This window comes from Pseudomonas gingeri, assembly GCF_013386165.1.
Taxonomy (GTDB): domain Bacteria; phylum Pseudomonadota; class Gammaproteobacteria; order Pseudomonadales; family Pseudomonadaceae; genus Aquipseudomonas; species Aquipseudomonas gingeri_C.
Map to the genome: position 1 here is coordinate 166,494 of NZ_JACAOS010000012.1, position 20,130 is coordinate 186,623.

Annotated in this window: 21 protein-coding genes; 17 read left to right on the forward strand and 4 right to left on the reverse strand. The window is 57.2% G+C overall.

All coding sequences use genetic code 11. The annotated features are described in order from the left end of the window. Nucleotides 1–22: 22 nt before the first annotated feature. The 12 genes from HX866_RS11460 to HX866_RS11515 are packed head-to-tail and all read left to right on the forward strand — an operon-like array spanning nucleotide 23 to nucleotide 11,523. On the forward strand, nucleotides 23–2,965 hold the full coding sequence (locus HX866_RS11460) for a phage tail tape measure protein (protein ID WP_177139638.1): 2,943 nt from the start codon (nucleotides 23–25) through the stop codon (nucleotides 2,963–2,965). After that, nucleotides 2,965–3,558, forward strand: coding sequence for a DUF2460 domain-containing protein (locus HX866_RS11465; RefSeq protein WP_177139640.1), 594 nt, complete (start codon nucleotides 2,965–2,967; stop codon nucleotides 3,556–3,558). Before HX866_RS11460 ends, HX866_RS11465 begins: the two co-directional genes overlap by 1 nt. Beyond that, nucleotides 3,555–4,469, forward strand: coding sequence for a DUF2163 domain-containing protein (locus HX866_RS11470; protein WP_177139642.1), 915 nt, complete (start codon nucleotides 3,555–3,557; stop codon nucleotides 4,467–4,469). The genes HX866_RS11465 and HX866_RS11470 overlap by 4 nt, the downstream gene beginning before the upstream one ends. Then, the gene (locus HX866_RS11475; RefSeq protein WP_177139644.1) at nucleotides 4,447–4,869 is read left to right on the forward strand and encodes a C40 family peptidase; all 423 of its coding nucleotides are present in this window, start codon (nucleotides 4,447–4,449) and stop codon (nucleotides 4,867–4,869) included. Before HX866_RS11470 ends, HX866_RS11475 begins: the two co-directional genes overlap by 23 nt. Next, nucleotides 4,866–5,894, forward strand: coding sequence for a hypothetical protein (locus HX866_RS11480; protein ID WP_177139647.1), 1,029 nt, complete (start codon nucleotides 4,866–4,868; stop codon nucleotides 5,892–5,894). The genes HX866_RS11475 and HX866_RS11480 overlap by 4 nt, the downstream gene beginning before the upstream one ends. Then, nucleotides 5,891–6,808 carry a hypothetical protein gene (locus HX866_RS11485; RefSeq protein WP_177139648.1) on the forward strand — a complete coding sequence of 306 codons (918 nt, stop codon included), beginning with the start codon at nucleotides 5,891–5,893 and terminating at the stop codon, nucleotides 6,806–6,808. The genes HX866_RS11480 and HX866_RS11485 overlap by 4 nt, the downstream gene beginning before the upstream one ends. Continuing rightward, complete coding sequence (locus HX866_RS11490) at nucleotides 6,805–7,392, forward strand: hypothetical protein (RefSeq protein WP_177139650.1); 588 nt, start codon at nucleotides 6,805–6,807, stop codon at nucleotides 7,390–7,392. Before HX866_RS11485 ends, HX866_RS11490 begins: the two co-directional genes overlap by 4 nt. Then, on the forward strand, nucleotides 7,389–8,969 hold the full coding sequence (locus tag HX866_RS11495) for a phage tail protein (RefSeq protein ID WP_177139652.1): 1,581 nt from the start codon (nucleotides 7,389–7,391) through the stop codon (nucleotides 8,967–8,969). Before HX866_RS11490 ends, HX866_RS11495 begins: the two co-directional genes overlap by 4 nt. Continuing rightward, nucleotides 8,966–10,420: a DUF2793 domain-containing protein gene (locus HX866_RS11500; protein WP_177139654.1), complete on the forward strand. Its 1,455-nt coding sequence runs from the start codon at nucleotides 8,966–8,968 to the stop codon at nucleotides 10,418–10,420. The genes HX866_RS11495 and HX866_RS11500 overlap by 4 nt, the downstream gene beginning before the upstream one ends. Nucleotides 10,421–10,475: 55 nt before the next feature. Next, the gene (locus tag HX866_RS11505) at nucleotides 10,476–10,907 is read left to right on the forward strand and encodes a lysozyme (RefSeq protein WP_177139656.1); all 432 of its coding nucleotides are present in this window, start codon (nucleotides 10,476–10,478) and stop codon (nucleotides 10,905–10,907) included. Then, the gene (locus tag HX866_RS11510; protein ID WP_177139658.1) at nucleotides 10,904–11,269 is read left to right on the forward strand and encodes a hypothetical protein; all 366 of its coding nucleotides are present in this window, start codon (nucleotides 10,904–10,906) and stop codon (nucleotides 11,267–11,269) included. Before HX866_RS11505 ends, HX866_RS11510 begins: the two co-directional genes overlap by 4 nt. Beyond that, nucleotides 11,266–11,523: a hypothetical protein gene (locus tag HX866_RS11515; RefSeq protein ID WP_177139660.1), complete on the forward strand. Its 258-nt coding sequence runs from the start codon at nucleotides 11,266–11,268 to the stop codon at nucleotides 11,521–11,523. The genes HX866_RS11510 and HX866_RS11515 overlap by 4 nt, the downstream gene beginning before the upstream one ends. A 493-nt stretch (nucleotides 11,524–12,016) precedes the next feature. On the opposite strand, the gene HX866_RS11520 is transcribed toward HX866_RS11515, so the two are convergent. After that, a complete protein-coding gene (locus HX866_RS11520) occupies nucleotides 12,017–12,226 on the reverse strand; it encodes a hypothetical protein (RefSeq protein ID WP_177124789.1) in 210 nt (69 codons plus the stop codon). Nucleotides 12,227–12,840: 614 nt separating this feature from the next. Between HX866_RS11520 and HX866_RS11525 the strand changes: the two genes are divergently transcribed. The 4 genes from HX866_RS11525 to HX866_RS11540 all read left to right on the forward strand — a co-directional run bounded on the left by HX866_RS11525 (nucleotide 12,841) and on the right by HX866_RS11540 (nucleotide 15,500). Continuing rightward, nucleotides 12,841–13,242 (forward strand): hypothetical protein, encoded by a 402-nt coding sequence (locus HX866_RS11525; protein WP_177139661.1) that lies wholly within the window; start codon nucleotides 12,841–12,843, stop codon nucleotides 13,240–13,242. 287 nt (nucleotides 13,243–13,529) lie between these two features. Then, complete coding sequence (locus tag HX866_RS11530) at nucleotides 13,530–13,943, forward strand: hypothetical protein (protein WP_177139663.1); 414 nt, start codon at nucleotides 13,530–13,532, stop codon at nucleotides 13,941–13,943. Nucleotides 13,944–14,465: 522 nt separating this feature from the next. Continuing rightward, nucleotides 14,466–14,822 (forward strand): hypothetical protein, encoded by a 357-nt coding sequence (locus tag HX866_RS11535; RefSeq protein ID WP_177139664.1) that lies wholly within the window; start codon nucleotides 14,466–14,468, stop codon nucleotides 14,820–14,822. 18 nt (nucleotides 14,823–14,840) lie between these two features. Further along, entirely contained in the window at nucleotides 14,841–15,500 is a 660-nt protein-coding gene (locus tag HX866_RS11540; protein ID WP_177093608.1) for a hypothetical protein, read from the forward strand. Between the two features lie 271 nt (nucleotides 15,501–15,771). On the opposite strand, the gene HX866_RS11545 is transcribed toward HX866_RS11540, so the two are convergent. The 3 genes from HX866_RS11545 to HX866_RS11555 form a co-directional block, all read right to left on the reverse strand. Further along, complete coding sequence (locus HX866_RS11545) at nucleotides 15,772–16,119, reverse strand: DUF6124 family protein (RefSeq protein ID WP_177139666.1); 348 nt, start codon at nucleotides 16,117–16,119, stop codon at nucleotides 15,772–15,774. Nucleotides 16,120–16,565: 446 nt separating this feature from the next. Then, on the reverse strand, nucleotides 16,566–17,762 hold the full coding sequence (locus tag HX866_RS11550) for an MFS transporter (RefSeq protein ID WP_177139668.1): 1,197 nt from the start codon (nucleotides 17,760–17,762) through the stop codon (nucleotides 16,566–16,568). A gap of 145 nt (nucleotides 17,763–17,907) precedes the next feature. Then, nucleotides 17,908–18,957 (reverse strand): NAD(P)-dependent alcohol dehydrogenase, encoded by a 1,050-nt coding sequence (locus HX866_RS11555; RefSeq protein WP_177139670.1) that lies wholly within the window; start codon nucleotides 18,955–18,957, stop codon nucleotides 17,908–17,910. A 160-nt stretch (nucleotides 18,958–19,117) separates the two neighbouring features. Here HX866_RS11555 and HX866_RS11560 point away from each other — a divergent pair, with 160 nt between their 5' ends. Further along, nucleotides 19,118–20,056, forward strand: a complete 939-nt coding sequence (locus HX866_RS11560) for an AraC family transcriptional regulator (protein WP_177139671.1) — start codon at nucleotides 19,118–19,120, stop codon at nucleotides 20,054–20,056. Nucleotides 20,057–20,130 lie beyond the last annotated feature (74 nt).

Sequence of the window (20,130 nt, forward strand, 5' to 3'; positions counted from 1 at the left end):
TTTTTTATGTCTGGAGAAAAGTATGTCGGGTTCACTTGGCACTCTAACGCTTGATCTGATTGCCAAGATCGGTGGATTTACTGCGCCGATGGATCAGGCCTCTCGCAATGCGAAGAAAAATGCAAAAGTAATCAAGGATTCTGCGGACTTGGCATCTGCTGCCTGGAAAGAACTTGGAGGAATTGCGGCCGGCGCATTCGCCGGACTGTCTGTGGCTGGAGTGTTTACTCGATTTATTACTGAGACGCGAGACGCAGAAAAGGAACAGGCTCAACTTTCGGCGGTTCTTAAATCAACGGGAGAGTCTGCCGGATTTAGCCGCGACAAGTTAAATGAAATGGCTGACGCCATGGAGAAAACAAGCACTTTCTCTGGCGGTGAAATAAACAAAGCTCAAACAACACTACTTGCCTTTACCGGCATTGTTGGAAATGAATTTACCCGGGCTCTTCAGGCTGCCACTGACATGGCCACTCGAACTGGCACGGGTGTTGTCGAGGCGGCAGAGACGATCGGTCGGGCACTTGATGTGCCATCGAAAGGCCTGACTGCGCTGAGCAAGCAGGGTTTTCGATTCACTGATGATCAGAAGGCCTTGGCTGAGGCCATGGAGTCGACCGGCAATGTTGCCGGCGCCCAGGGCATTATCCTCAAGTCCCTTGAGGAGTCATATGGTGGCGCGGCCGCCGCCGCCCGCGACACTTTTGGTGGGTCGCTTGAAGCGCTGAATAACACCATCTCCGGACTACTCACTGGTGAAGGTAGCCTTGATCTTGCTCGCCAGGCCGTAGAAGGACTGAATAAGGCGCTTTCATCTCCTGCGGCGAAGACGGCGCTGGAGCTAACCGCAAAGGCCGCCATCGCTGTCTCCGTGGTGATGGTGACGCGCCTGGCTGCGTCGGCTGCGGCTGTCGCCATATCATTCGTTGCTGCGCAGATTGAGGCTGTGAAGTACCAGCTGGCGCTCGCACGAATGGCTGGCGTTTCAAGCACTGCTGCGATTGGGCTGACTGGACTGACTGTGGCGGCGCGCGCCGCCGCCGGCGCGATGGCTTTGCTTGGGGGGCCGGTCGGCCTGGCAATCCTGGCGGCAAGTGCGGTTGCATACTTTGCATTGCGCACCGATGAGGCGGACCAGGGCGCCGGGAAACTTGCAGAAAAAGTTGACTGGCTGAACAAGTCGTTTGATGGGTTTACAAAAAATCAGGCTGCATCGGGCCTGCAGGAAATCAACAAGGATCTCCTGGATGCGCAGCTTGCTGCTGTGGATGCGGCAACTGCTGTTGATCAGTATCAGCGCCTGCTGAAGGACTATCCAAATGACTCCAGGCAGCGTGAATGGAACGAATCGCTGATCACTGCTCAGGGTGAGCTCGACACTGCTCGGCAGAAGGTCGCCGACTACGGCAAGCAAATCGCGGCCCTGAACGGAATTCTTGGCGCCCCAGTTGGGATCGAGCGATCAGCGGTCTTTAAGAAAATGGCTGCTGATCTGGATGAGCAAATTCTTCTAATCGGGAAGAAGACCGATGCAGAAAAGCTTGAGGCAAGGATAAATGCCGGCTTGGTAAAAGGCCTCAAGGATGGCGAGGGATCGCTACTTGTAGCAAAACAAAAGACAAAGGATGCCGCCGACGCCGCTGAGAAAGCCGAGCTCAAGCGTGCCGCCAATGCGAAGAGCGCACAAAAAGCCGCAGAGGCTGCTGCGAAGAGTGCGGCGAACCAGTTGCGTCAGGCATTTGAAACTGCCGAGACTGGATATCAGCGCGAGATAGAGCTGATAAATACAAGTGTCGACAAGAGGAAAAAAGCAACCGAAGTTTCCAAGGTTGCTTTTGAGATAGAGTCTGGAAGGCTTGTAGGTATTAATGAAGAACAGCAGAAAAGGCTTAAGGGTCTTGCGGAAGAGCTTGATGCGCTTAAGCTTGTAAAACAAGCTAGTGAAGACTCGGCTAAAGTTGCAGCATTTGCGGCGGTTCAGGCAGAGGCCAATAAGTCTGCAAAGGATAGTTTTAGTCTTAAACTTTCCGGGGCCGGATCTGGAGACAAAACAAAAGAAAGGCTAGAGGCTGACCTTGCAATTCACCAGAAATATCTTTCTGATGTGCAGGAGTTGTACTATCAGTACAGTGCTCAGCAAATAAATGAGGATGTTTATAAGCGCGAAAGTGAGTTGCTTAAAAAGTCCCTCGATGAGCGTATTGAAATACAGCATAAGTACTATGAAGATGTTGATGAGGCCCAGTCTAACTGGATGGATGGGGTTAATGATGCATGGGCAAATTATGTTGACTCTGCAAGAAACTACTCACAGCAAGCGAATGATTTTGTAACTAGCCAACTTGACACGCTGAGCGGAAGTTTCAGTGCCAACATTTCAGCAATGATTCTTGAGAACCAAAGCCTCGGCGACTCATTCAGGAACGTTGTCAGCTCAATGGTCACCTCTCTCGTTAATGGGCTGGCCCAGATGGCTGCGCAGTGGCTGATCTACCAGGCTATTCAGATGGTTTTCGGGAAGACGAGTGAGACAGCAGCTATTGCTGCCGCTCAGATAGCCGGTCCAGCTATTGCCGCTGCGTATGCCCCAGCCGCCGCCATGGCCTCCTTGGCGTCCTTCGGTGCTAACTCGGGCCCGGCGATGGTTGGGATGGCCTCCACAAACACGCTTGCTGCAACACTTGCGCTCACCGGCATGGCTCACGACGGTATCGATTCCGTTCCGGCCGATGGGACCTGGCTGCTGCAGAAGGGGGAGCGAGTCACAACGGCGCAAACCAGCGCGAAGTTGGACCAGACGCTGGCGAGCATCCAGATGGAGCAAAACGGGATGCGCCGGCCTGGTGCTGGCGCAGGGGTCGTCAATCAAACAATCACCGTGCAGGGCAGGCCGGATAACCGCACCGCGACTCAGATCGCAGCGGCATCTTCTCGCAAGCAGCGCCAGGCATCGAGGCTCAGCTGATGTTCAATGAAACCCGTCTCCTTGACTGCGTGTCGTATGGCTCGCAGTTCGGGCAGGAGTTCAACACCCGCATCACAACGCTGAAGTCTGGGCATGAGCGCCGTAACGCCAACTGGACGCGGCCCCTGGGTCGCTACAGCGTTTCGTTCGGCGCGCTCAAACCAGGTGATCATATGGCCGTGCGCGGCGCCCACATGGCATGCCTGGGAAGCGCGATCGCCTTTCGCTTCAAAGACTGGACCGACTTCAGGGCTGAGCAGGAACTGATCGGCGTGGGCACTGGCGTCTCGCACACTTACACGCTGCGCAAGAACTACCCATTCGGCCCTGTCAGCCTTCAGCGCCCGATCGCGAAACCGGTGGTCGGGACTGTGAAGGTGTACGAGGCTGGCCAGGCCATTGCCGCAGTCGTTGATTACACGACTGGCATCATCACCGTGACGGCCCCGCCAGGGTCGCCGATCACCTGGTCTGGAGAGTTCGACGTGCCGGTGAGGTTTGAGGCTGATCGCCTGGACGTTGACCCGGTGGCGCTGATCAACGGCGACTATGTGCTATCGGCTGACGTTGACCTTGTGGAGATTCGCCTATGAGGCTTATTCCCGCTGCGCTCAAGGCCCACCTGCAGCAATCGGTCACCACCACCTGCCGGCTGCTGAAGCTGAGACTTCAGAATGGTCAGGTATTCGGACTGACCACGCTTGACCGGAATGTCGACTACGAGGGCTTAACCTATGTGGCAATGAACGGGTTCGACCCCTCGGTTATCGCTACCGACACAGGTCTATCCGTTGATAACGCCGAGGCGACAGCGCTGCTATCTGTTGATGTTCCTGGCATCACACTGGAGATGGCCCTGGCCGGCGAACTTGATGACGCCGAGTGGGAACTGAGCCTGGTCAACTGGGCCGATCTGGGTATGGGGCGATTGATCATCGATGCCGGCGATATCGGCGAGGTGTCGGTCGTGGGCGAGTCGATCTATATCCCCGAGCTTCTCAGCTACGCAATGCGGCTCAAGCAAGCGATCGGGCAGGTCTGGTCGCGCCGGTGTCGGGCAACCTTCGGCACTCCGGCCGGCAGCCAGACAGGGTGTGGGGTGAGTGCCGATGGGATGTGGAAGACCGGAAAGGTCACCGGAGTTAGCGATGAGCCGCGAGTCGTGTTCGCCGACTCCACCCTGGCCATGGATCCGCCGCCGGTGCCCGGGCGCTTGCGCTGGACAAGCGGCCCAAACAAATCCACGCGCCTCTACCAGGTTGAGGCCTACAGCGCCGCCAGCGGGACCATAGCACTGCTGGAGCCGGTGCCATTTGTCATCGCCGCCGGCCATCAGTTTGAGATTCGTCGCGACTGCAACAAGTCGCCGAGCTTCTGCACGGCTTATGGCAACTACATCAACTACAAGGGCGAGCCATACATCCCGGTTGGCGACGGCCTAGAAACGATGACGCCCAGCGCCCAGGTATTTGGAGGTTTGAGTGGATCAGCAATTGTCGATTGACGCGGCCCTGGCCGAGGCCCGTACCTACCTCGGGTGCAAATGGCGGCACCGCGGCCGCAACCAGTTCGGCATTGACTGCATTGGGTTGCTGGTAAAAGCCATGGTTGCCGGCGGTTTTGAGATGCGCGACCGGGTGGACTACAGCCGTACGCCGCACATGGATGGCCTGGAGCGCGAAATGCTCGAGCACTTCGGCGAACCGGTCGAGGATCTTCGGCCGGGGGATGTTGTGCTGATGGCCTGGGATGGTCAGTTTGAGCCGTCGCACGTCGGCCTGATCGGCGCCGGCGACCACGGGGTGACGCTGATCCACAGTTACAGCCAGGTCAGCGTCACGGAGCACGGAATCGATGAGGCCTGGCGGCGGCGGATCATACGCATCTACAGGCCGTTCCCATGAGCTTATCGGCAACGCTCTTTGGGCGTGACAGCCTGATCTTCAAGGCGACGAATGTCCTTGGCCTTGGCATACCCGGGTGGCTGGACAAGAAGTTCGGCATCAAGGGCCCCGAGGCACAGTCCCAGGCCATCGGCGAGCTCAGCCAGCAAACGGCCAAAGAGTCCGAGCCCCGGGCAATCATCTGGGGGCGGGTGCGGCCGATCGGCGGAAACCTGATTCACTGTCAGACACCGGTGCTGCGCTGGATCACCACCTACAGCGACAGCCCTTCGGCCGGCAAAGGTGGCGGCAAGAAGAGTCAGCAGCAGGAGACCAGAACCCAGCACGTCTACCGCACCTACGCGATAGGCGTTTGCGAGGGGCCGATCACGGCGTTCGCCAGGATCTGGCGCAACAACAAGCTGGTCTATGACGGCCGCGGCACTGACTGGGGCGCCCAGAACAATGGCGTCTTCCTCGGCGCTTACCGCTTGTACCTGGGGCCGTGGTCGCAGATGCCTTCACCAGACCTTGAGGCGGTGTGGGGCGCTGGCAACGTGCCCGCGTACCGCGGCACGGCCTACATGGTGGCGATCAACGAAGACCTGACCGACCAGGGCGGCGCCGTCCCGCAGTGGCTTTTCGAAGTCGAGCGGGCCGAGGGCTACGTCATGACTTCGAAGCCCTACGCCGCAGAAGATGTTGAGCGAGTTGCGGCAGCCGGCCCGAGCGTTCGCCCAGCGCCTGCTGCTGTTATCGTCGACTTGGTCGAGATGACAGGCCCCGCCGTTACATCGGCAGCAATGAGAACGCTACTGCATAGCTACACCGAGACAGAGGCTATTGGTGTCGAGGGTGCAAGTCTGACATCCGGAAGCATGAGGACGATTCTTCAGTCATATACCGGGCCGCCCGAGGCTGTCAGTGCATCGGGCCCTTCGCTTTCCGCTGGAACTTTGCAAGTAAAAATTATTGATTACCGGCGCTACCCACTCGAATCGGTGGGTGTAACCGGTGCTGAACTTTTAAATGGGAGCCTGGCATGATCGAGCTTGTTGGAAGTGTTGAGGGTCATTATTCGGTTGAGCTGTACCGTGTCGACAGTAACGGTGTGGAAGTTCCAGGAACGCGCCGTCAGCCAGTTCCGCCTTTCAAGAATTTGATAACAAACATTGGGCTTGATCGAATGGCAGTTTCTGCTGACTGGCTTGGGTTTTGTCAGGTTGGCAGTGGAACTTCTACGCCGGTATTTACTGATACAGCTCTTGGATCAAGGATTTCTGGAGTAAATTACATTTCTGATGTTCCATCGGCTCAGCCATCAGCGCCTTACTTTGCCTCAACAACGAGGACATTCCGGTTTGCGGCTGGCGTGGCAACGGGGAATCTTTCCGAAGTTGGGGTAGGTTGGGCGGCCACTGGTAGCCTGTTCAGTCGAGCGCTGATAGTCGATACCGCAGGGTCTCCGACAACGATAACTGTTCTTGCTGATGAGACCCTGGACGTAACTTATCAGTTTCGCTGCTATCCGCCGCTGGTAGATACGTCGGGCACCGTGGTTATCGCTGGCGTTAGTTACTCTTGGGTTGGGCGTGCAAGCCAGGTAAATAGCATAAACGCTCGGCAAGGATGGATAGCACCAGAAGCTGGAGTGCTTGTTTATAGTGAAACTTTCTGTGCGTACAACGGACCTATCGGATCAATTGTGCAGACTCCGGCGGGTGCGATTGCATATGGTGCCAGCACCACAGCTCTTGCTTATTCACCAGGCACTTATTCTCGCGAGGGAACAATGACCTTTGATCTTGTGCAAGGGAATGTTGCTGGTGGTATTTCCGCAATTTCCTACCGCCACGGCATTGGAAGTTACCAGATTGGATTTTCACCCAGCATCCCCAAAGACGGCTCTAAAGTCCTGTCGCTGACGGTCAGGACTACTTGGGCGCGGAAAACAATATGATGCCGGGCAACTCGCTATCATCGAAAGCGGTGCCTTCACGCTTTGCCGGTGCGCGAGCGCTCAGCATCACGAAGCTGCTCGACTACGAGGACGGCGGGATTGCCATTCAGGACCCTTCCCAGGGCCTGCTGTATCAGCGCTGGCGCGCCAGGCTGATCAACGACCAGGTCTGGGTCGATGCCCCGAACACCGACGAGTTCGTGATGTTCGAGGCGCCAGGTATGACGGAGATCAGCCTGACATTTGACCAGAACATGCGCCCGGCGTTGGCCTACATCCAGGCCGGCGTTGCGAAGATTTGGTGGTACGACTCCGGCGCATCTTCGATGGTTATCACCGAGATCGGGGCGGCGGCCACCACGCCGCGGATCACGCTGGATGACAAGCGCGTTATCGCCACAAACGGCAACCAAACCAACGACATCATTCTGGCCTACGTGCGAGACCAGAAGCTTTGCTTCAGGCAGCAGCGGGAGCGGTTCCTTGTTGAGCGCGTGCTGGCCACCGGAATCACAACCGGCTTGATCAAGATCGGGCTCAACAGGCAGCTTCGCCTGCAGTTCATGTTCGAGGTTCCAAAATGAGCCAGGCCTACGAGCCCCTGCTGTGCGGTTGGACATTGCCATCAATCATTGCGGAGATCTGCGAGCGCGCCGGGGTACCGTTTGACCGTATCGACGTTGGCCTGCTGGATGGGTATATCGACGGTTTCTCGACCACGAACGCTCACTCGGCGGCCAGCGCGATCGAGGCGCTGGCCGGCGTTATCCCGTTCGACCCCGCAAACTATGGCGGCCGCCTGCACTTCATACCGCGTGGCGGAAAGCCGGTGGCAATGCTCACCCAGGCCGACCTGGTGGACGACGGCGAGGAGGCGGAGCGCACCAGCCGCGGGGACAGCATCACGGTACCCAGGGTCGTAAACCTCGAGTACTACGACACTGAGGGCGGCCTGACCACGGACAAGCAGACCTCAGACCGGAGCTTTGACAACCGGAGCAAGGCCGAGAGCACGACCGAGACGGTAGTGATCATGCGCGCCGACGACGCAGCGCGGGCTGTGGTGATCGGCCACAAGATCAGCATCGAGGAGCAGCGCGGGGAAGTTGAGTTCTCGCTGCCTGACAGCTGGCTTGAGTTGGTTGTCAGCGACATCGTGATGCTCGGCGAGGACCGTCTGCGGATCACAGACATTGAGATCGACGACGGCCAGCAGAACTACAAGGCCACCTTCGACCGGGCTTCCGCATACATCTCGAACATCGAGGGCGTTCCGGCGGCAGTGCCGCCAGAGCCGCCTAGCCTGGTCATCAGTGATTCGGTGATGGAGTTCATCGACTCGCACATCTTGCGGTCTGCTGACGACGCCCTGGGTTACTACATCGCGGTCTCCAGCTTTACAAACAACTGGACGGGCGCGGTGGTGGAGTTGAGCAAGGACGGCGGGGCCAACTGGATCGACTCATCGGGCACCCAGGCCAATGCGATCATGGGTAAGACCTTGTCCAGCCTTCCTGTGCACACCCGGGCTTACCGTGATGACCGCAATGTCATCACCGTTGAGTTGCTGCGGACCGATATGGAGCTGATCGCGGCAACGCAAACTGAAATGCAGAACCGGGTAAACCTGGCGATCATCGGCGATGAGCTGATCAATTTCTCAAGCGTCGAGCAGGTCGGCGAAAAGACCTGGGAACTTGGTGGCCTGCTGCGGGGGCGGAAAGGGTCAGCGATAACGAGCCATGCCGCCGGCGAGCGCTTTGTTCTGCTGGACAGGATCGATGTCACATTCATCGACGCAGAGCTATTCGAGCTCGGTCGCCCGCTGATGTTCCGTGTCACATCCTACGGCCTGTCCGATGGGCCAACCACCAGCATCACGTTTATTGGCCGATCGCAGCAAGAACGTCAGCCGGCATACATGCACGCCCATCGCGTCGGTAGCGACCTGCGCGTCACCTGGCAGGGCGTTGGCCGGACCGGCGGCGGTGCCAGCGTCGGAATGGGCCGCTACTTCACTGGATATCGAATCACTCTGGCGGGTACAAGCTACGACACCCCCAACCGGTCCATGACAATTCCTTATTCGGCCGGCGCTCTGAGCGTCCGGCAGATCAACTCAATCACGGGCGAAGGCCCGGCTGTCACGGTGAACGTATGAGCAGCAGCGCAAACAACGGCATCCCCTTCGTGCCGGAGAACACGATAGACCCGGCTTCTGGCCTGAACGAGGCCATCAACACCATCGACGCCACGCTGCAGCTTGCGGTGCTGACCGCTGGCGGAAATTCACCGCCGGCGGCACCAGCCGAGGGCGATCGGCATGCCGTCGGCCCGAACCCTGCCGGTGCCTGGGCTGGCAAGACCGGTATGGTCGCCCGCTACCTGGACGGCTACTGGTCGTTTTTCGTCGCGCACATTGCGCTGTGCTTGGCTGATAGCCTTATCTACACTCGAATTGGGTCAGAGTGGGTGGCAAGCAAGGCCACAGTGTCGTCGGTAGCCGGACGAACCGGCGATGTTGTTCTGAGCAAGGTCGATGTCGGGCTCGACAACGTCAATAACACTGCGGACGCAGACAAGCCAATATCCACTGTGCAGCAGTCAGCACTTGATCAGAAGTTGTCACGATCGGGTGGCGCATTGACCGGCCCGGTAACATCATCTTCATCTGCGCAGTTCACATCGATGGTGCTCAACTCGCCTACGGCCACTCTGATAAACGGGGGCGTTACGCACACCCCGAACAATGCCAGCGCAGTGATGTCTATGGCAAAAAACGCAGATGTCATCTCCGAGCTTATCGCATACAGCGACATTTCTTCGGCGATGCCCCGCCTTCAATTGCTTAAAGCACGAGGTACAGCTGCCGCGCCTACCATCGGCGCCGACGGTGATTTTGCGGGAACGTTCCAGTTCTATGTCTATCGCGGGGACGTGTTTGGTTCCATCGGCGGGGTGTTTGCCCTGGTGGACGGACCACCGGTAGCCAACAGTTATGTGCCAGGCCGGGTAGAGTTCAGGACAACGTTGGACGCCACCGGGCCGCGCACTGTGTGGCAATTCAAGGCTGCTGGTCATATGCAGCCTGGCTCCGACAACGTCTACGACATCGGCTCAGCGAGTCTACGCGCCAGGGTTATTTACGCAGGCACTGGCGCTATCAACACTTCGGACGCCCGAGAGAAGACACCGGTGCGGGCCTTGACCGGTGCGGAGATTGCGGCCGCTAAGGACCTCGCGAAAGAGATCGGGGCCTACAAGTTCCTCAATTGCGTCCGGGAAAAAGGCGAGGAAGCGCGCTCGCACATCGGCATGACAGTGCAGCGGGCTATCGAGATCCTGAACAGCCACGACCTAGACCCCATGGAATACGGTTTCGTCTGCCACGACACCTGGGCGTCATCTACGGTAAACCATGAGGCCCAGGTCCACACCGTGCCCGTGGCGGATGAAGACGGCGCCGTGACCTACCAGGAGGCGGTGCTGAAAGAAGCCTGGGTTGAGCAGCTGCCGGCCGGCGACCGTTACGGCTTCCGAATGGACGAGCTGCTGGCGTTCATTGCCGCGGGCTTCGAGGCGCGCCTTGCCGCCCTTGAACAGAACGCATAACCAACCTCACCTATCAACCCGCCGCGGCGGGTTTTTTATTGCCTGGAGTTTAAGAATGCGCACATCGCAGAAAGGAATAAAGCTGATCAAGTCATTTGAGGGGCTGCGTCTGAATGCCTACCAGGATTCGGTCGGTGTCTGGACCATCGGCTACGGCACTACCCGGGGGATTGCCGCCGGCATGACCATCACCACTGACCAGGCCCAGCGGATGCTCCAGAACGACATCGGCCGCTTCGAGCCGCAACTCGACGCACTGGCCAAGGTGCCGCTGAACCAGGGCCAGTGGGATGCCCTGATGAGTTTTATCTACAACCTGGGCGCCGCGAACCTCGGCTCGTCGACGCTGCTGAAGCTGCTCAACGCTGGCGACTATGCCGGTGCCGCCGCCCAGTTCCCGCGCTGGAACAAGGCCGGTGGCCAGATCCTGGCCGGGCTGACCCGGCGCCGGGAGGCTGAACAGGCGATCTTCCTGGGGGCGGCATGACCCTGCTGGGGCGCGTGGCCCCGTATTTGTTGGCCCTGCTGCTGGTGATGGCTGCGCTGTTCGGCGCCTGGGTTGCCGCCGGGCATTATCGGCCGATGCTGGACAAGGCGAACGCGGACTTGAATGCCGCCGCCAGCGCCAGGGACAACCTGCTGGAGCTGACCGGCGAGCAGAACGAGGCATTGGCCAGGCTGAGCAAGGCGGCGGCCGACCGGGAACAGGCAGCCGCCCAGGCGGTGGCCAAGGCCAGGGACCAGGCCGCTCCAGATTACGCCGCGGCGAACCGACTGATGCAGGAGCGCACCGGCGGTGACCAGTGCCAGGCTGCTGGGACAATCATCGATCAGGAGTTGGGGCTATGAGGCTGCTGCTGATGGGGGTTGTGGTGCTGCTGGCGGGGTGCGCCGGCCGTGGGCCCGAGATTCGCACTGTGCGGGTGGAGGTGCCGGTCCCGGTTCCGTGCCGGGCCCCGGTGGTGGCTGTGCCGGAGTTCGCGGTGGCAAGCCTGAAGAAGTCCGACAGCCTAGAACTGAAGGTGAGGGCGTTGCTGGCGGAGCGTCGGCAGCGAATGGGGTATGAGCGGGAGTTGGTCGCGGCTGTATCTGCGTGCCAGTAGCTGGATCAAGGTCTGATTGCGCTGTGGGCTTGCCAGGCATACGTCAGGGCTATTATTCGCGGACCTACAATCACGGTCGAAAAATTAGCATGACCTCTGGGCAGGAGCGAAAACTCCGTCCTGACGGCATTCGTTTCAGGATGTGGGCATGAGTGAGAAGCTGTATTGCCAATAGCTATAACGCCGCTTCTGCTAGAGGCTAAACTGAATTGCCGAACAAACTCAGGGGAGGGCTGAGAATGGAAGAGGACGCGAGGGAAAGGGCGCTGAAAACTTGGCGCGTGCTATTTGCTCGACCGGAAGACCGATTGGGCGAGGAGGCTCGTTACTACGAACTTTTGATATCGGCCGATCATATGGAGTGTACCGGGTTGATCGGTGCCGATGAGTGGCGAAGCCTTGTGCAGGAGGCCGGGACAGCCTTCGCGAGCACCGCGGAATGCATGACGAAGGGCAGGGCTTAGAAACGGAAAACCTGGCACCGGGCCAGGCTTCATTCGGGCGAATTGAGCACCGCCAGGCTCATGGTGATGAACTCGAGGTTATTGTCGAGCGGCCATAGGGCGGCGCGGATGTTGTCGGCCACCTCGGTTGAGCCGCGCTGTTCGACCCAGTTGGACAACTCCTCGATGGCGGCACCCAAGGCGAGTTGGTTCTCATTGAGCTTCATCAGCAGCGCGGGCAGCAGGTCGGTGTTGGGCATGGTTGTTCCTCCGATATGGAGGAATGGTATCAGCAAGAAGGGGGGGATTGTGTTCGTTCGGCAGGACGCCAGGGAAGGATGGAGGGCGCGCAAAACCTCCTCTGGAGGCCGCGCGCTCTCGTTTGCATAAGCACGAAAATGCTGATGTTTTGCTAGCCTATATATCAACTCTATCCCTTTATAAACAATAGGTTAGGCGTGATGAGGAACAAGCATGGGGTGCTAGGGGTCGAGTGTTCGAATCACTCCGTCCCGACCATATTCTTTGATGACTTAGCCACCTTCGGGTGGCTTTGTTGTTTTTGTCATAACGACTTTCAAGTAGCCTAGGTTTTTTCGGACTAGCCTTCTTTTTCTGGATCGTAAGCCTTCGTATGCTTTCTGTATGTGGGGCTCTGACAGCTTCTTCGTTGCCCGAGTCCTGGCTACAGCGCTGGATTTTATGCTGAGGTGATATGGATACGGCCACCCAACAGCTTCACTGGTTAGCTGTCAACACCGTTTGAAAACTGACACCTAAGCCGAGAACTCGATGTAGACGTTTGATACATTCGGGCACTTTCTGCTTTTTTGGTTGATGATAGAGTCCCGTGAAAATACTTCGAAGGAACGACATGCGATTTTTAGCTGCGGCTTTGGTTCTATTGGGTATTGCTGGGTGTTCCACTTCACCGATATCTGCAGAAAATGCAGAGCCGGTTCCAGCCTCGCGGTTATATACATCCATAGCGAAAAATGAATCTCAGCTTGTGGTAACCAGAGACAGCGGCATTGTCGGGGTGGAGCTTCGCTTAGTTTTGCATATTGATGGAAAACCCGCTGCTGAGTTTCATTCAGGCGAGGTAGCTAAATTTGGCCTCACTCCTGGCAAGCACATACTTGGGCTGAGTAGCTGGGTGTTATTTGGGAAACCGCCGATCATCGAGTCCGAAATTGACTTAAAGCCTGGTGAGTCAGTACATCGTAGGATCTCAATAAGGAATGGTGATTTTTACCTGACTCCTACCGCCTACTAAAAGGGCCGAGAAAGGTTCAGGTTTTTCCGTTGTTGTCTAGTCCTGAAATAGGGTTGCATCTGTTTCAGGAACAGACAGTACTTGATAGCTCGCCAAATACATCATTGAAGACACCAGCGCCCGCGCCACCTCGACCTGCGTCGTATCGCTATCCACTTCCAATGCGGCTTGCTAGGGATCACGAGGTGCTCGGATAGTTGGAATGAGGCTCGCATGGACGCAGATTGTTCAACAGGTAACTCTGAGGCTGGTAGCATCAGCATCTCGCCACAAAGCATGGAATCGCGATGCATCAGGTTGTTGCTAAAGCGCTGGATGTGATCGCAGTAGAGATCCATGAAGCCGAATACTCAGAGGCGTTCGATGCGGCACGAGCAGTCGTAATCGAGTTTGGTGAGTCAGATTTGGCTGATCGCCTGTTTATCCATATACCAGAATCGGTTCCGTTTCTTTTGGTGGCAAAGCTTTTTGACTTTCTTGCCTGGCAGACAGAAGACAATGGAGCCGTGATGACTCGAACTGTTGAGCGCTGGCTTGTTGAAGGCCGCAATACACGCAAGGTTCAAATCGCGCTCAATCTTGAAGTCTTCCCGTTTTTAGATGAGCACCAGATGTATCGGGTGCTATCTCAAGTGGCCGTAACCATCCCGAAGGTGGCGGAGAGGTGCAAGGAGCTGATCACCTCCAGACAGAGTCGGTAGCAATTGGGCTACATCTCAACGTCCGCTCATTGAGCAGGCTTCAGTGGTCTTTCCGTCCTAAAAGCTGTATCTGTTCCTGAATGCTCTTCCGGCGCAGGCCAACGTGAGTGGGCATTTCAATGCCCAGTCAATCAGACGCCAGTGCTGGTCCGGTAACTTCAGGTTCGAGCTCCAAACACGAATCCTTCCAACTGCTGCAACAGATTGCCTTCCGTGCAGCAAAACACACCGCCTTCCCTAAAAGCCCTTTAAGGGTAAGGGGAGAGCTGATTGCGCTCGAAGATCTATGCAGTCAGTTTACGGGTAGCAGATTGAGCTGGTGATGCAGGGGCTTGCGTCGGACGATATCTGTTTACGTTGTTGGCCGTTCGGTTGACCAGGTTGTCCGCTGTGGTGAGCATCGATTTCTTGCCATGGCGCCGAGCGGGTCGCGCCAAGGAGAAGCTTGAGGGGGGGCTTCTGGGGCGGTGTCTGGTGTGCCGTATGCGTTGCCAGGTGCTCTTGAGTGGTGTGAGCATTGCCATGGCCAAGACCCTCAGCAAACTGTCGGCCATGGCGCGGAGAAGTGGCAGGCGCAGTTGGGTGGTGTTCTGGGCTTGGGACTTAGGTCGATCCCACGTAGAGGCGCCTGCAGCTCACCAAAAGAACCTGGGTAGCGCTACCGTGATAGATGCCTATATGCTTGGCGAATTCACATGTAGGGACAGCGTTGATGTGGAAGTTTTGGCTGAGTGGCAGGAGGTGGTTTTCAGTGAGGGGCAAAAGCTCTTAGATGGAGCACTGGTTGTTGAGTATCTACATAAAGCCGAAATCGCTAGTTTAGTTCAGAAGGGGCGGGCTCGTTATGATTCGAAGCACCCCTTACGCGTAAAACGTTGATCCGGTCGAGGAGACGTAATGGACGAAGGTATAAACAATAAGGTGATTTCGCCGAGTCTTCCTATAGACCAAACTCGCGAGCAGTGGTTTAGCTCCGCCCCGATATATGTTGTATTTTTGGTGCTTATCATAGTCTACGCATTTTCGGGATTTTACTTTCACCGTTTTAATGAAGTCTTGGCTGGGTGTTTAACCCCGATAGTCAATGGGCTTGGATTTGTGGGTATAAAAATTGCTCCTATACTTGTCGGGCCGCTTGATGATGTCTTTTATAAAAACTTGAGCGGGCTATCCTTTATTGGCGCATCTACATATAATTTGGCATCATTCGTATATATGATTGTGCATAGGAGGGGTGCAGCTTTAAGTTGCGTTGATGCTCACGCAAAACTAATGAAGCGAAAGCAATGGGGGGCGAAAAAAACCTGGCTCATATTGCATTTCTATGTGTATGTGGGTGTAAGTGCTCTTGGGGTGTTTTTGACGGCATGCCTCTTAAATGGAGTGTTTCACTGGTGGGTTTTTGCAGTCGCTCGTGGTGATGTATTAAATGCCTGTTTGATATCTATATATTTTTGTTTTGCGGGCATGATGCCAACTTGTCTTTATTCCGTAGTTTTAAAATATGCAGTATTTGATATGGCGTATTTTTTCAAAAAGATCTATCCGAAAATCTAGTTGAAGCCTGTTGTTCGATTTACGGACTAAGGTGTTGTGCTTAGGCAGCCCCACAAGGCCCTTGTGACGCTACCGCTCAATAATCCCGCTGTCGTTCCCCTGTGTGGGCATCCTGTTGTGGCTCATCTGAGCCGGGCACTACCTTAGGCTTCTTATCTGGGTCTGAGCAGGTGTCAGGCAATCGCCCGGGGGGAGGCTGACACGGCTGTAGCGTTTCATACTCAAATGAACGGGAAGCCTCACTTCCCGTTCTTTGATCATGGGTGTGCGGTCAACCGTTGACGCTGACTGCCTGCCTATCCAGCACCGAGTCCATCCTCAGTTGCGCCAGCTCAATCAGGTGCACCACGCCCATCGCCACCTGGCGATTAGAGCCTGTTTGGTTGTCTGCGTTTTCATAGGCTGTTGCAGCGGCGGATTTCAGAATGGAGTAGACGTTGACGAGGGCGTCTTCCTGATTCATGGGTTCATTCAGAGGATCATGCCGCACGATGGCAGGGGGTGGTTTCGAGCCTGCATCTGGACCAAGGTTGTAGTGAGACAAGGCCCGGTCGACGATGCGAGGGTCGATGGTTTCAACGTTGGATGTTGCCGGTGGGTTGGGGGTTATCTTGAACATAAAGTGGGTACTCCCGATCTGTTGAGGGAGCCGCCAACATCGCTGCTAAACGAGGGGGTGGCAGCCGTACGCAGGTTAGCAGACCGGTGATCAGGAAAACCGGCGCACCGAAGTGCCCTGCGCACGACCACCATAAAACGGAGGCTGAAAAAAGCGCCTCGTAGAAGGTGGCGCCGTGCGCCTGATCACAATGGGCTGCTAAACCCGATCACTGAATTGGCAGTGACGAATCGAGACTAACCACCGAAATTATCAGGCGCAAGCGGTCAGGATTTTCTAGGAAATTTCACTCAAGGGAAAGAGAGTTCTCTTGCGGGTCGCTGAAATGGCAGGCTTCCGTGAGGGCTGCAAGCGCAATGGGCCGTATGGTCGATCCCACGTAGGGTCGCCTGCACCCGACCCAAAGCGCTCATTTCGGACCCACCCAACACGTTGAAAGAGACACATTATTGTGTCGCGTTTGAAGCGCCCACATGCTCAGCTAAAGCGACGTGACCTGTCAGCCAAGCTAGCAAAGCCGCGATAACCAACACGGCCGCGCTTAATTCAAATGTTGCTTGATAGCCGCTGAAATCAAATGTCAGGCCGCCGACGATTGCACCTCCCGCAATCGCCAGCTGAACGATCGCTACTAGCATTCCGCCAGCGGCTTCTGCATCGCTCGGAAGCGTGCGCGCCAGCCATGTCCACCAGCCTACCGGCGCGGCGGTCGCGACCAGGCCCCAAAGCCCCAGAAGCACTGCCGTCGCAGCGGGGGATGAGCCTAGGCTGACCAACGCCAATGCGATGACCGCCATCATCAGAGGGATCACCGTTAATGTGCGATAGAGGCCTCTGCCGATGACGCGCTCGATCAGACACGTGCCGATGAAGCCTGCGACGCCCAGTACCAACAGCATTAGCGACAACCCTCCCGCGCTGACCCCGGTCACGGCTTCCAGAAACGGTCGCAGGTACGTGAACAGCATGAACTGGCCCATGAAAAATACGCTCACCGCGACCATGCCCAGCGCAACGGGTATTCGCGTCATCAAGCGCAAGGCGCTGTTGCTTGCGGCGCGGGGCTCAACCTTGAATGTGGGGAGGCTGATCAGCAGCCACAGGGCGGCGAGGACGGCCACCGGCACGACGCAGAAAAACGCGCCTCGCCATCCAATCAATGAACCGAGGAAGCTGCCCAGCGGCGCCGCGACAACCGTCGCCAGCGCGTTGCCGCCATTGACGATGGCCAAGGCTCGCGGTACTTGGTCGGATGGCACAAGACGCATGGCGGTGGCGGCGGATAAAGCCCAGAACCCCCCAATGGCGACACCGATCAAGGCGCGGCCGAACATAAAGGAAGGGTAGCCTGGAGCGAATGCCACCACTGTCCCCGAAACGATCATCAGCAAGGTCAGGCACAGCAACAATCGCTTGCGCTCCACCCGTGCCGCGATAGTCGCGATCATCAAACTCGTGATTAATGCAAACGCGCCCGAAACAGAGATCCCCTGGCCGGCCTGGCCTTCAGTGATGTGTAACTCGGCAGCAATTGGGGTCAGCAGGCTGACGGGCATGAATTCGGAGGCCACCAGCGCGAATGCGGCCAAAGACATGCCCAGCACTGCGCTCCAGCCATGCTGGGCAGTGGAAGGGTGGGTCATGGAAAATCCTGTGTTGCAGTGAAGGCAGCGCGGCCTTGCCGCTGCCCAGGTGAGAGGGCGGTACATGCGATGAATATTCGACGAGAAAGGCATCGTGTACTTATGCCGCTGCGATACAAATACGCGATGCCCTGATACGAAAGCGTCAGTCCACCAACGTGGCGTTGTCGATCACGAAGCGGTATTTGACGTCGCCCTTGAGCATACGCTCGTAGGCGTCGTTGATCTGCTCGGCGCGGATCAGTTCGATGTCCGAAACGATGCCATGTTCGGCGCAGAAATCCAGCATCTCCTGGGTCTGCGGAATGCCGCCAATCATCGACCCGGCGAGGGTGCGACGCTTCATGATCAGGTTGAATACATTGGGCGATGGGTGTGGCGAAGCCGGTGCGCCGACCAGTGTCATTGCGCCGTCCCGTTTGAGTAGCACCAGCAAGGCGTCCAGATCGTGAGGCGCGGCCACGGTATTAATGATCAGGTCGAAGCTTTTAAGGTGCGCGGCCATCTGTTGCGCATCGGTAGAGATCACGACTTCATCGGCGCCCAATGCCTTGGCGGCCTCCCGTTTGGACTCAGACGTGGTGAAGGCCACGACATAAGCACCCAGCGCGTGAGCCAGTTTGATGCCCATATGGCCGAGGCCGCCAATACCGACTACACCGACTTTTTTACCAGGACCCGTCTGCCAGTGACGCAGAGGCGACCACGTTGTAATTCCAGCACACAGCAATGGCGCTACGGCGGCCAGTTGCGCTTCGGGATGGCGAATGCGCAATGCGTAACGCTGGTGCACCACGATCGCTTGCGAGTAGCCACCGAGTGTCCAGCCCGGTGCATCTGGGGTCGGAAAGTTGTAAGTGCCCATCAGGCCGTCGCAGTAGTTTTCCAGACCCGCATCGCATTCCTCACAATGCTTGCAGCTGTCGACGATGCAGCCCACGCCGACCAGGTCACCGGGTGAAAAATCGGTGACGCCCACCCCGACTGCCGAGACGCGGCCGACGATCTCATGGCCGGGAACACAGGGAAATTGTGTGCCTTCCCATTCGGCTCGCACCTGATGAAGGTCCGAGTGGCAAATCCCACAATAGGCGATGTCGATCTGGATGTCCTCAGCGCCTGGTTCGCGTCGAGTGATACGCATTGATTCGAGCGGCTTGTCACCCGCATGGGCACCATAGGCTAGCACTGGCATTTGATATCTCCTGTTACCTTTCGGACCATTCTCCCGGTCATGCCTTACCTGCCCTAGTGCATTCCTCTTGAATGCTTGCCCAATCCTATGAGGATGCAGGTTGACAGGTAGGAAAGGCTGCCGTCCGGGACTACAGTTTGGCTATCAGGAGTTCGTCACCATGAGTCATACCCGTGATAGCCAGATCTCGACGCTGGCATTGAACATCGATTTACGTTTAAGCAGGGCCGGCGACTTCGAGACCCCGATACCGGGTCTCTCACTCTTTCGTCGCGATCAGCCGGCACCGCCCGCGATCTGCATGATCGAACCGAGCCTGATTCTGGTGGCTCGTGGCGAGAAGAGGCTGTGGGTCGGTGGCGAGGGCTATAGCTACGATCCTTCGTGTTTTGTAATCACGTCACTGGATCTGCCAGCCAACTCCGAAGTTCTGACCGCCAGCCCCGAGCGTCCCTGCATCGGGTTGGTGATGAAGCTGGACATCTCGATGCTGGCTGAAGTGCTCGCCAGCATCGGTCTGCCAAGCACGCGTGACCGAGCCGTGGGCGTTGGGGTGGGTATCGCCAGCATGGGCTCGGCGCTGGAAAACGCTGTCGATCGACTCGTGAGCTTGCTCGATGAGCCAGAGGCGATCCCGGTACTCGCACCGTTCATTCTGCGCGAGATTCACTACCGATTGCTGGGCAGCGGTCAGGGACCCAGGCTACGACAGATTGCTGCCGTCGATGGCCAAGGCTATCGAATTGCCAAAGCCATCGACTGGCTTAAACTCAATTACACCGAGCCGCTGCGTATTGATGATCTAGCGGCAAAAGTACAAATGAGCGCACCCACATTCCATCATCATTTCCGCCAGCTCACCGCCATGAGCCCGCTGCAATACCAAAAGTGGCTGCGCCTAAATGAAGCGCGCCGACTGATGCTCAATGAACATCTGGATGTATCGCGGGCGGCCTTTGCGGTCGGGTACGAGAGCCCGTCGCAGTTCAGCCGTGAGTACGGGCGGATGTTCGGAATCGCACCTAGCCGCGACATGGCTGGAGTACGAGGCCAGCCGTTCGACAGTGACGCTGTCGGCAATGCGATAAGCCAGGTTTGAAACCCATTCAACGGTGCTGCGCCAAGCTGCATGGCACTGCTTATAACAACGCCTATCAACCGATGATCAGCGGG

Excerpts from the sequence above, each read along its gene's own strand:
- HX866_RS11510 (WP_177139658.1), top strand. The coding sequence starts at position 10,904 with ATGACCCTGCTGGGGCGCGTGGCCCCGTATTTGTTGGCCCTGCTGCTG.
- HX866_RS11540 (WP_177093608.1), top strand. The coding sequence starts at position 14,841 with ATGGACGAAGGTATAAACAATAAGGTGATTTCGCCGAGTCTTCCTATA.
- HX866_RS11555 (WP_177139670.1), bottom strand. The coding sequence starts at position 18,957 with ATGCCAGTGCTAGCCTATGGTGCCCATGCGGGTGACAAGCCGCTCGAA.
- HX866_RS11470 (WP_177139642.1), top strand. The coding sequence starts at position 3,555 with ATGAGGCTTATTCCCGCTGCGCTCAAGGCCCACCTGCAGCAATCGGTC.
- HX866_RS11480 (WP_177139647.1), top strand. The coding sequence starts at position 4,866 with ATGAGCTTATCGGCAACGCTCTTTGGGCGTGACAGCCTGATCTTCAAG.
- HX866_RS11515 (WP_177139660.1), top strand. The coding sequence starts at position 11,266 with ATGAGGCTGCTGCTGATGGGGGTTGTGGTGCTGCTGGCGGGGTGCGCC.
- HX866_RS11500 (WP_177139654.1), top strand. The coding sequence starts at position 8,966 with ATGAGCAGCAGCGCAAACAACGGCATCCCCTTCGTGCCGGAGAACACG.
- HX866_RS11530 (WP_177139663.1), top strand. The coding sequence starts at position 13,530 with ATGCATCAGGTTGTTGCTAAAGCGCTGGATGTGATCGCAGTAGAGATC.
- HX866_RS11505 (WP_177139656.1), top strand. The coding sequence starts at position 10,476 with ATGCGCACATCGCAGAAAGGAATAAAGCTGATCAAGTCATTTGAGGGG.
- HX866_RS11560 (WP_177139671.1), top strand. The coding sequence starts at position 19,118 with ATGAGTCATACCCGTGATAGCCAGATCTCGACGCTGGCATTGAACATC.
- HX866_RS11485 (WP_177139648.1), top strand. The coding sequence starts at position 5,891 with ATGATCGAGCTTGTTGGAAGTGTTGAGGGTCATTATTCGGTTGAGCTG.
- HX866_RS11460 (WP_177139638.1), top strand. The coding sequence starts at position 23 with ATGTCGGGTTCACTTGGCACTCTAACGCTTGATCTGATTGCCAAGATC.
- HX866_RS11535 (WP_177139664.1), top strand. The coding sequence starts at position 14,466 with ATGGCCAAGACCCTCAGCAAACTGTCGGCCATGGCGCGGAGAAGTGGC.
- HX866_RS11465 (WP_177139640.1), top strand. The coding sequence starts at position 2,965 with ATGTTCAATGAAACCCGTCTCCTTGACTGCGTGTCGTATGGCTCGCAG.
- HX866_RS11490 (WP_177139650.1), top strand. The coding sequence starts at position 6,805 with ATGATGCCGGGCAACTCGCTATCATCGAAAGCGGTGCCTTCACGCTTT.
- HX866_RS11525 (WP_177139661.1), top strand. The coding sequence starts at position 12,841 with ATGCGATTTTTAGCTGCGGCTTTGGTTCTATTGGGTATTGCTGGGTGT.
- HX866_RS11520 (WP_177124789.1), bottom strand. The coding sequence starts at position 12,226 with ATGCCCAACACCGACCTGCTGCCCGCGCTGCTGATGAAGCTCAATGAG.
- HX866_RS11545 (WP_177139666.1), bottom strand. The coding sequence starts at position 16,119 with ATGTTCAAGATAACCCCCAACCCACCGGCAACATCCAACGTTGAAACC.
- HX866_RS11550 (WP_177139668.1), bottom strand. The coding sequence starts at position 17,762 with ATGACCCACCCTTCCACTGCCCAGCATGGCTGGAGCGCAGTGCTGGGC.
- HX866_RS11495 (WP_177139652.1), top strand. The coding sequence starts at position 7,389 with ATGAGCCAGGCCTACGAGCCCCTGCTGTGCGGTTGGACATTGCCATCA.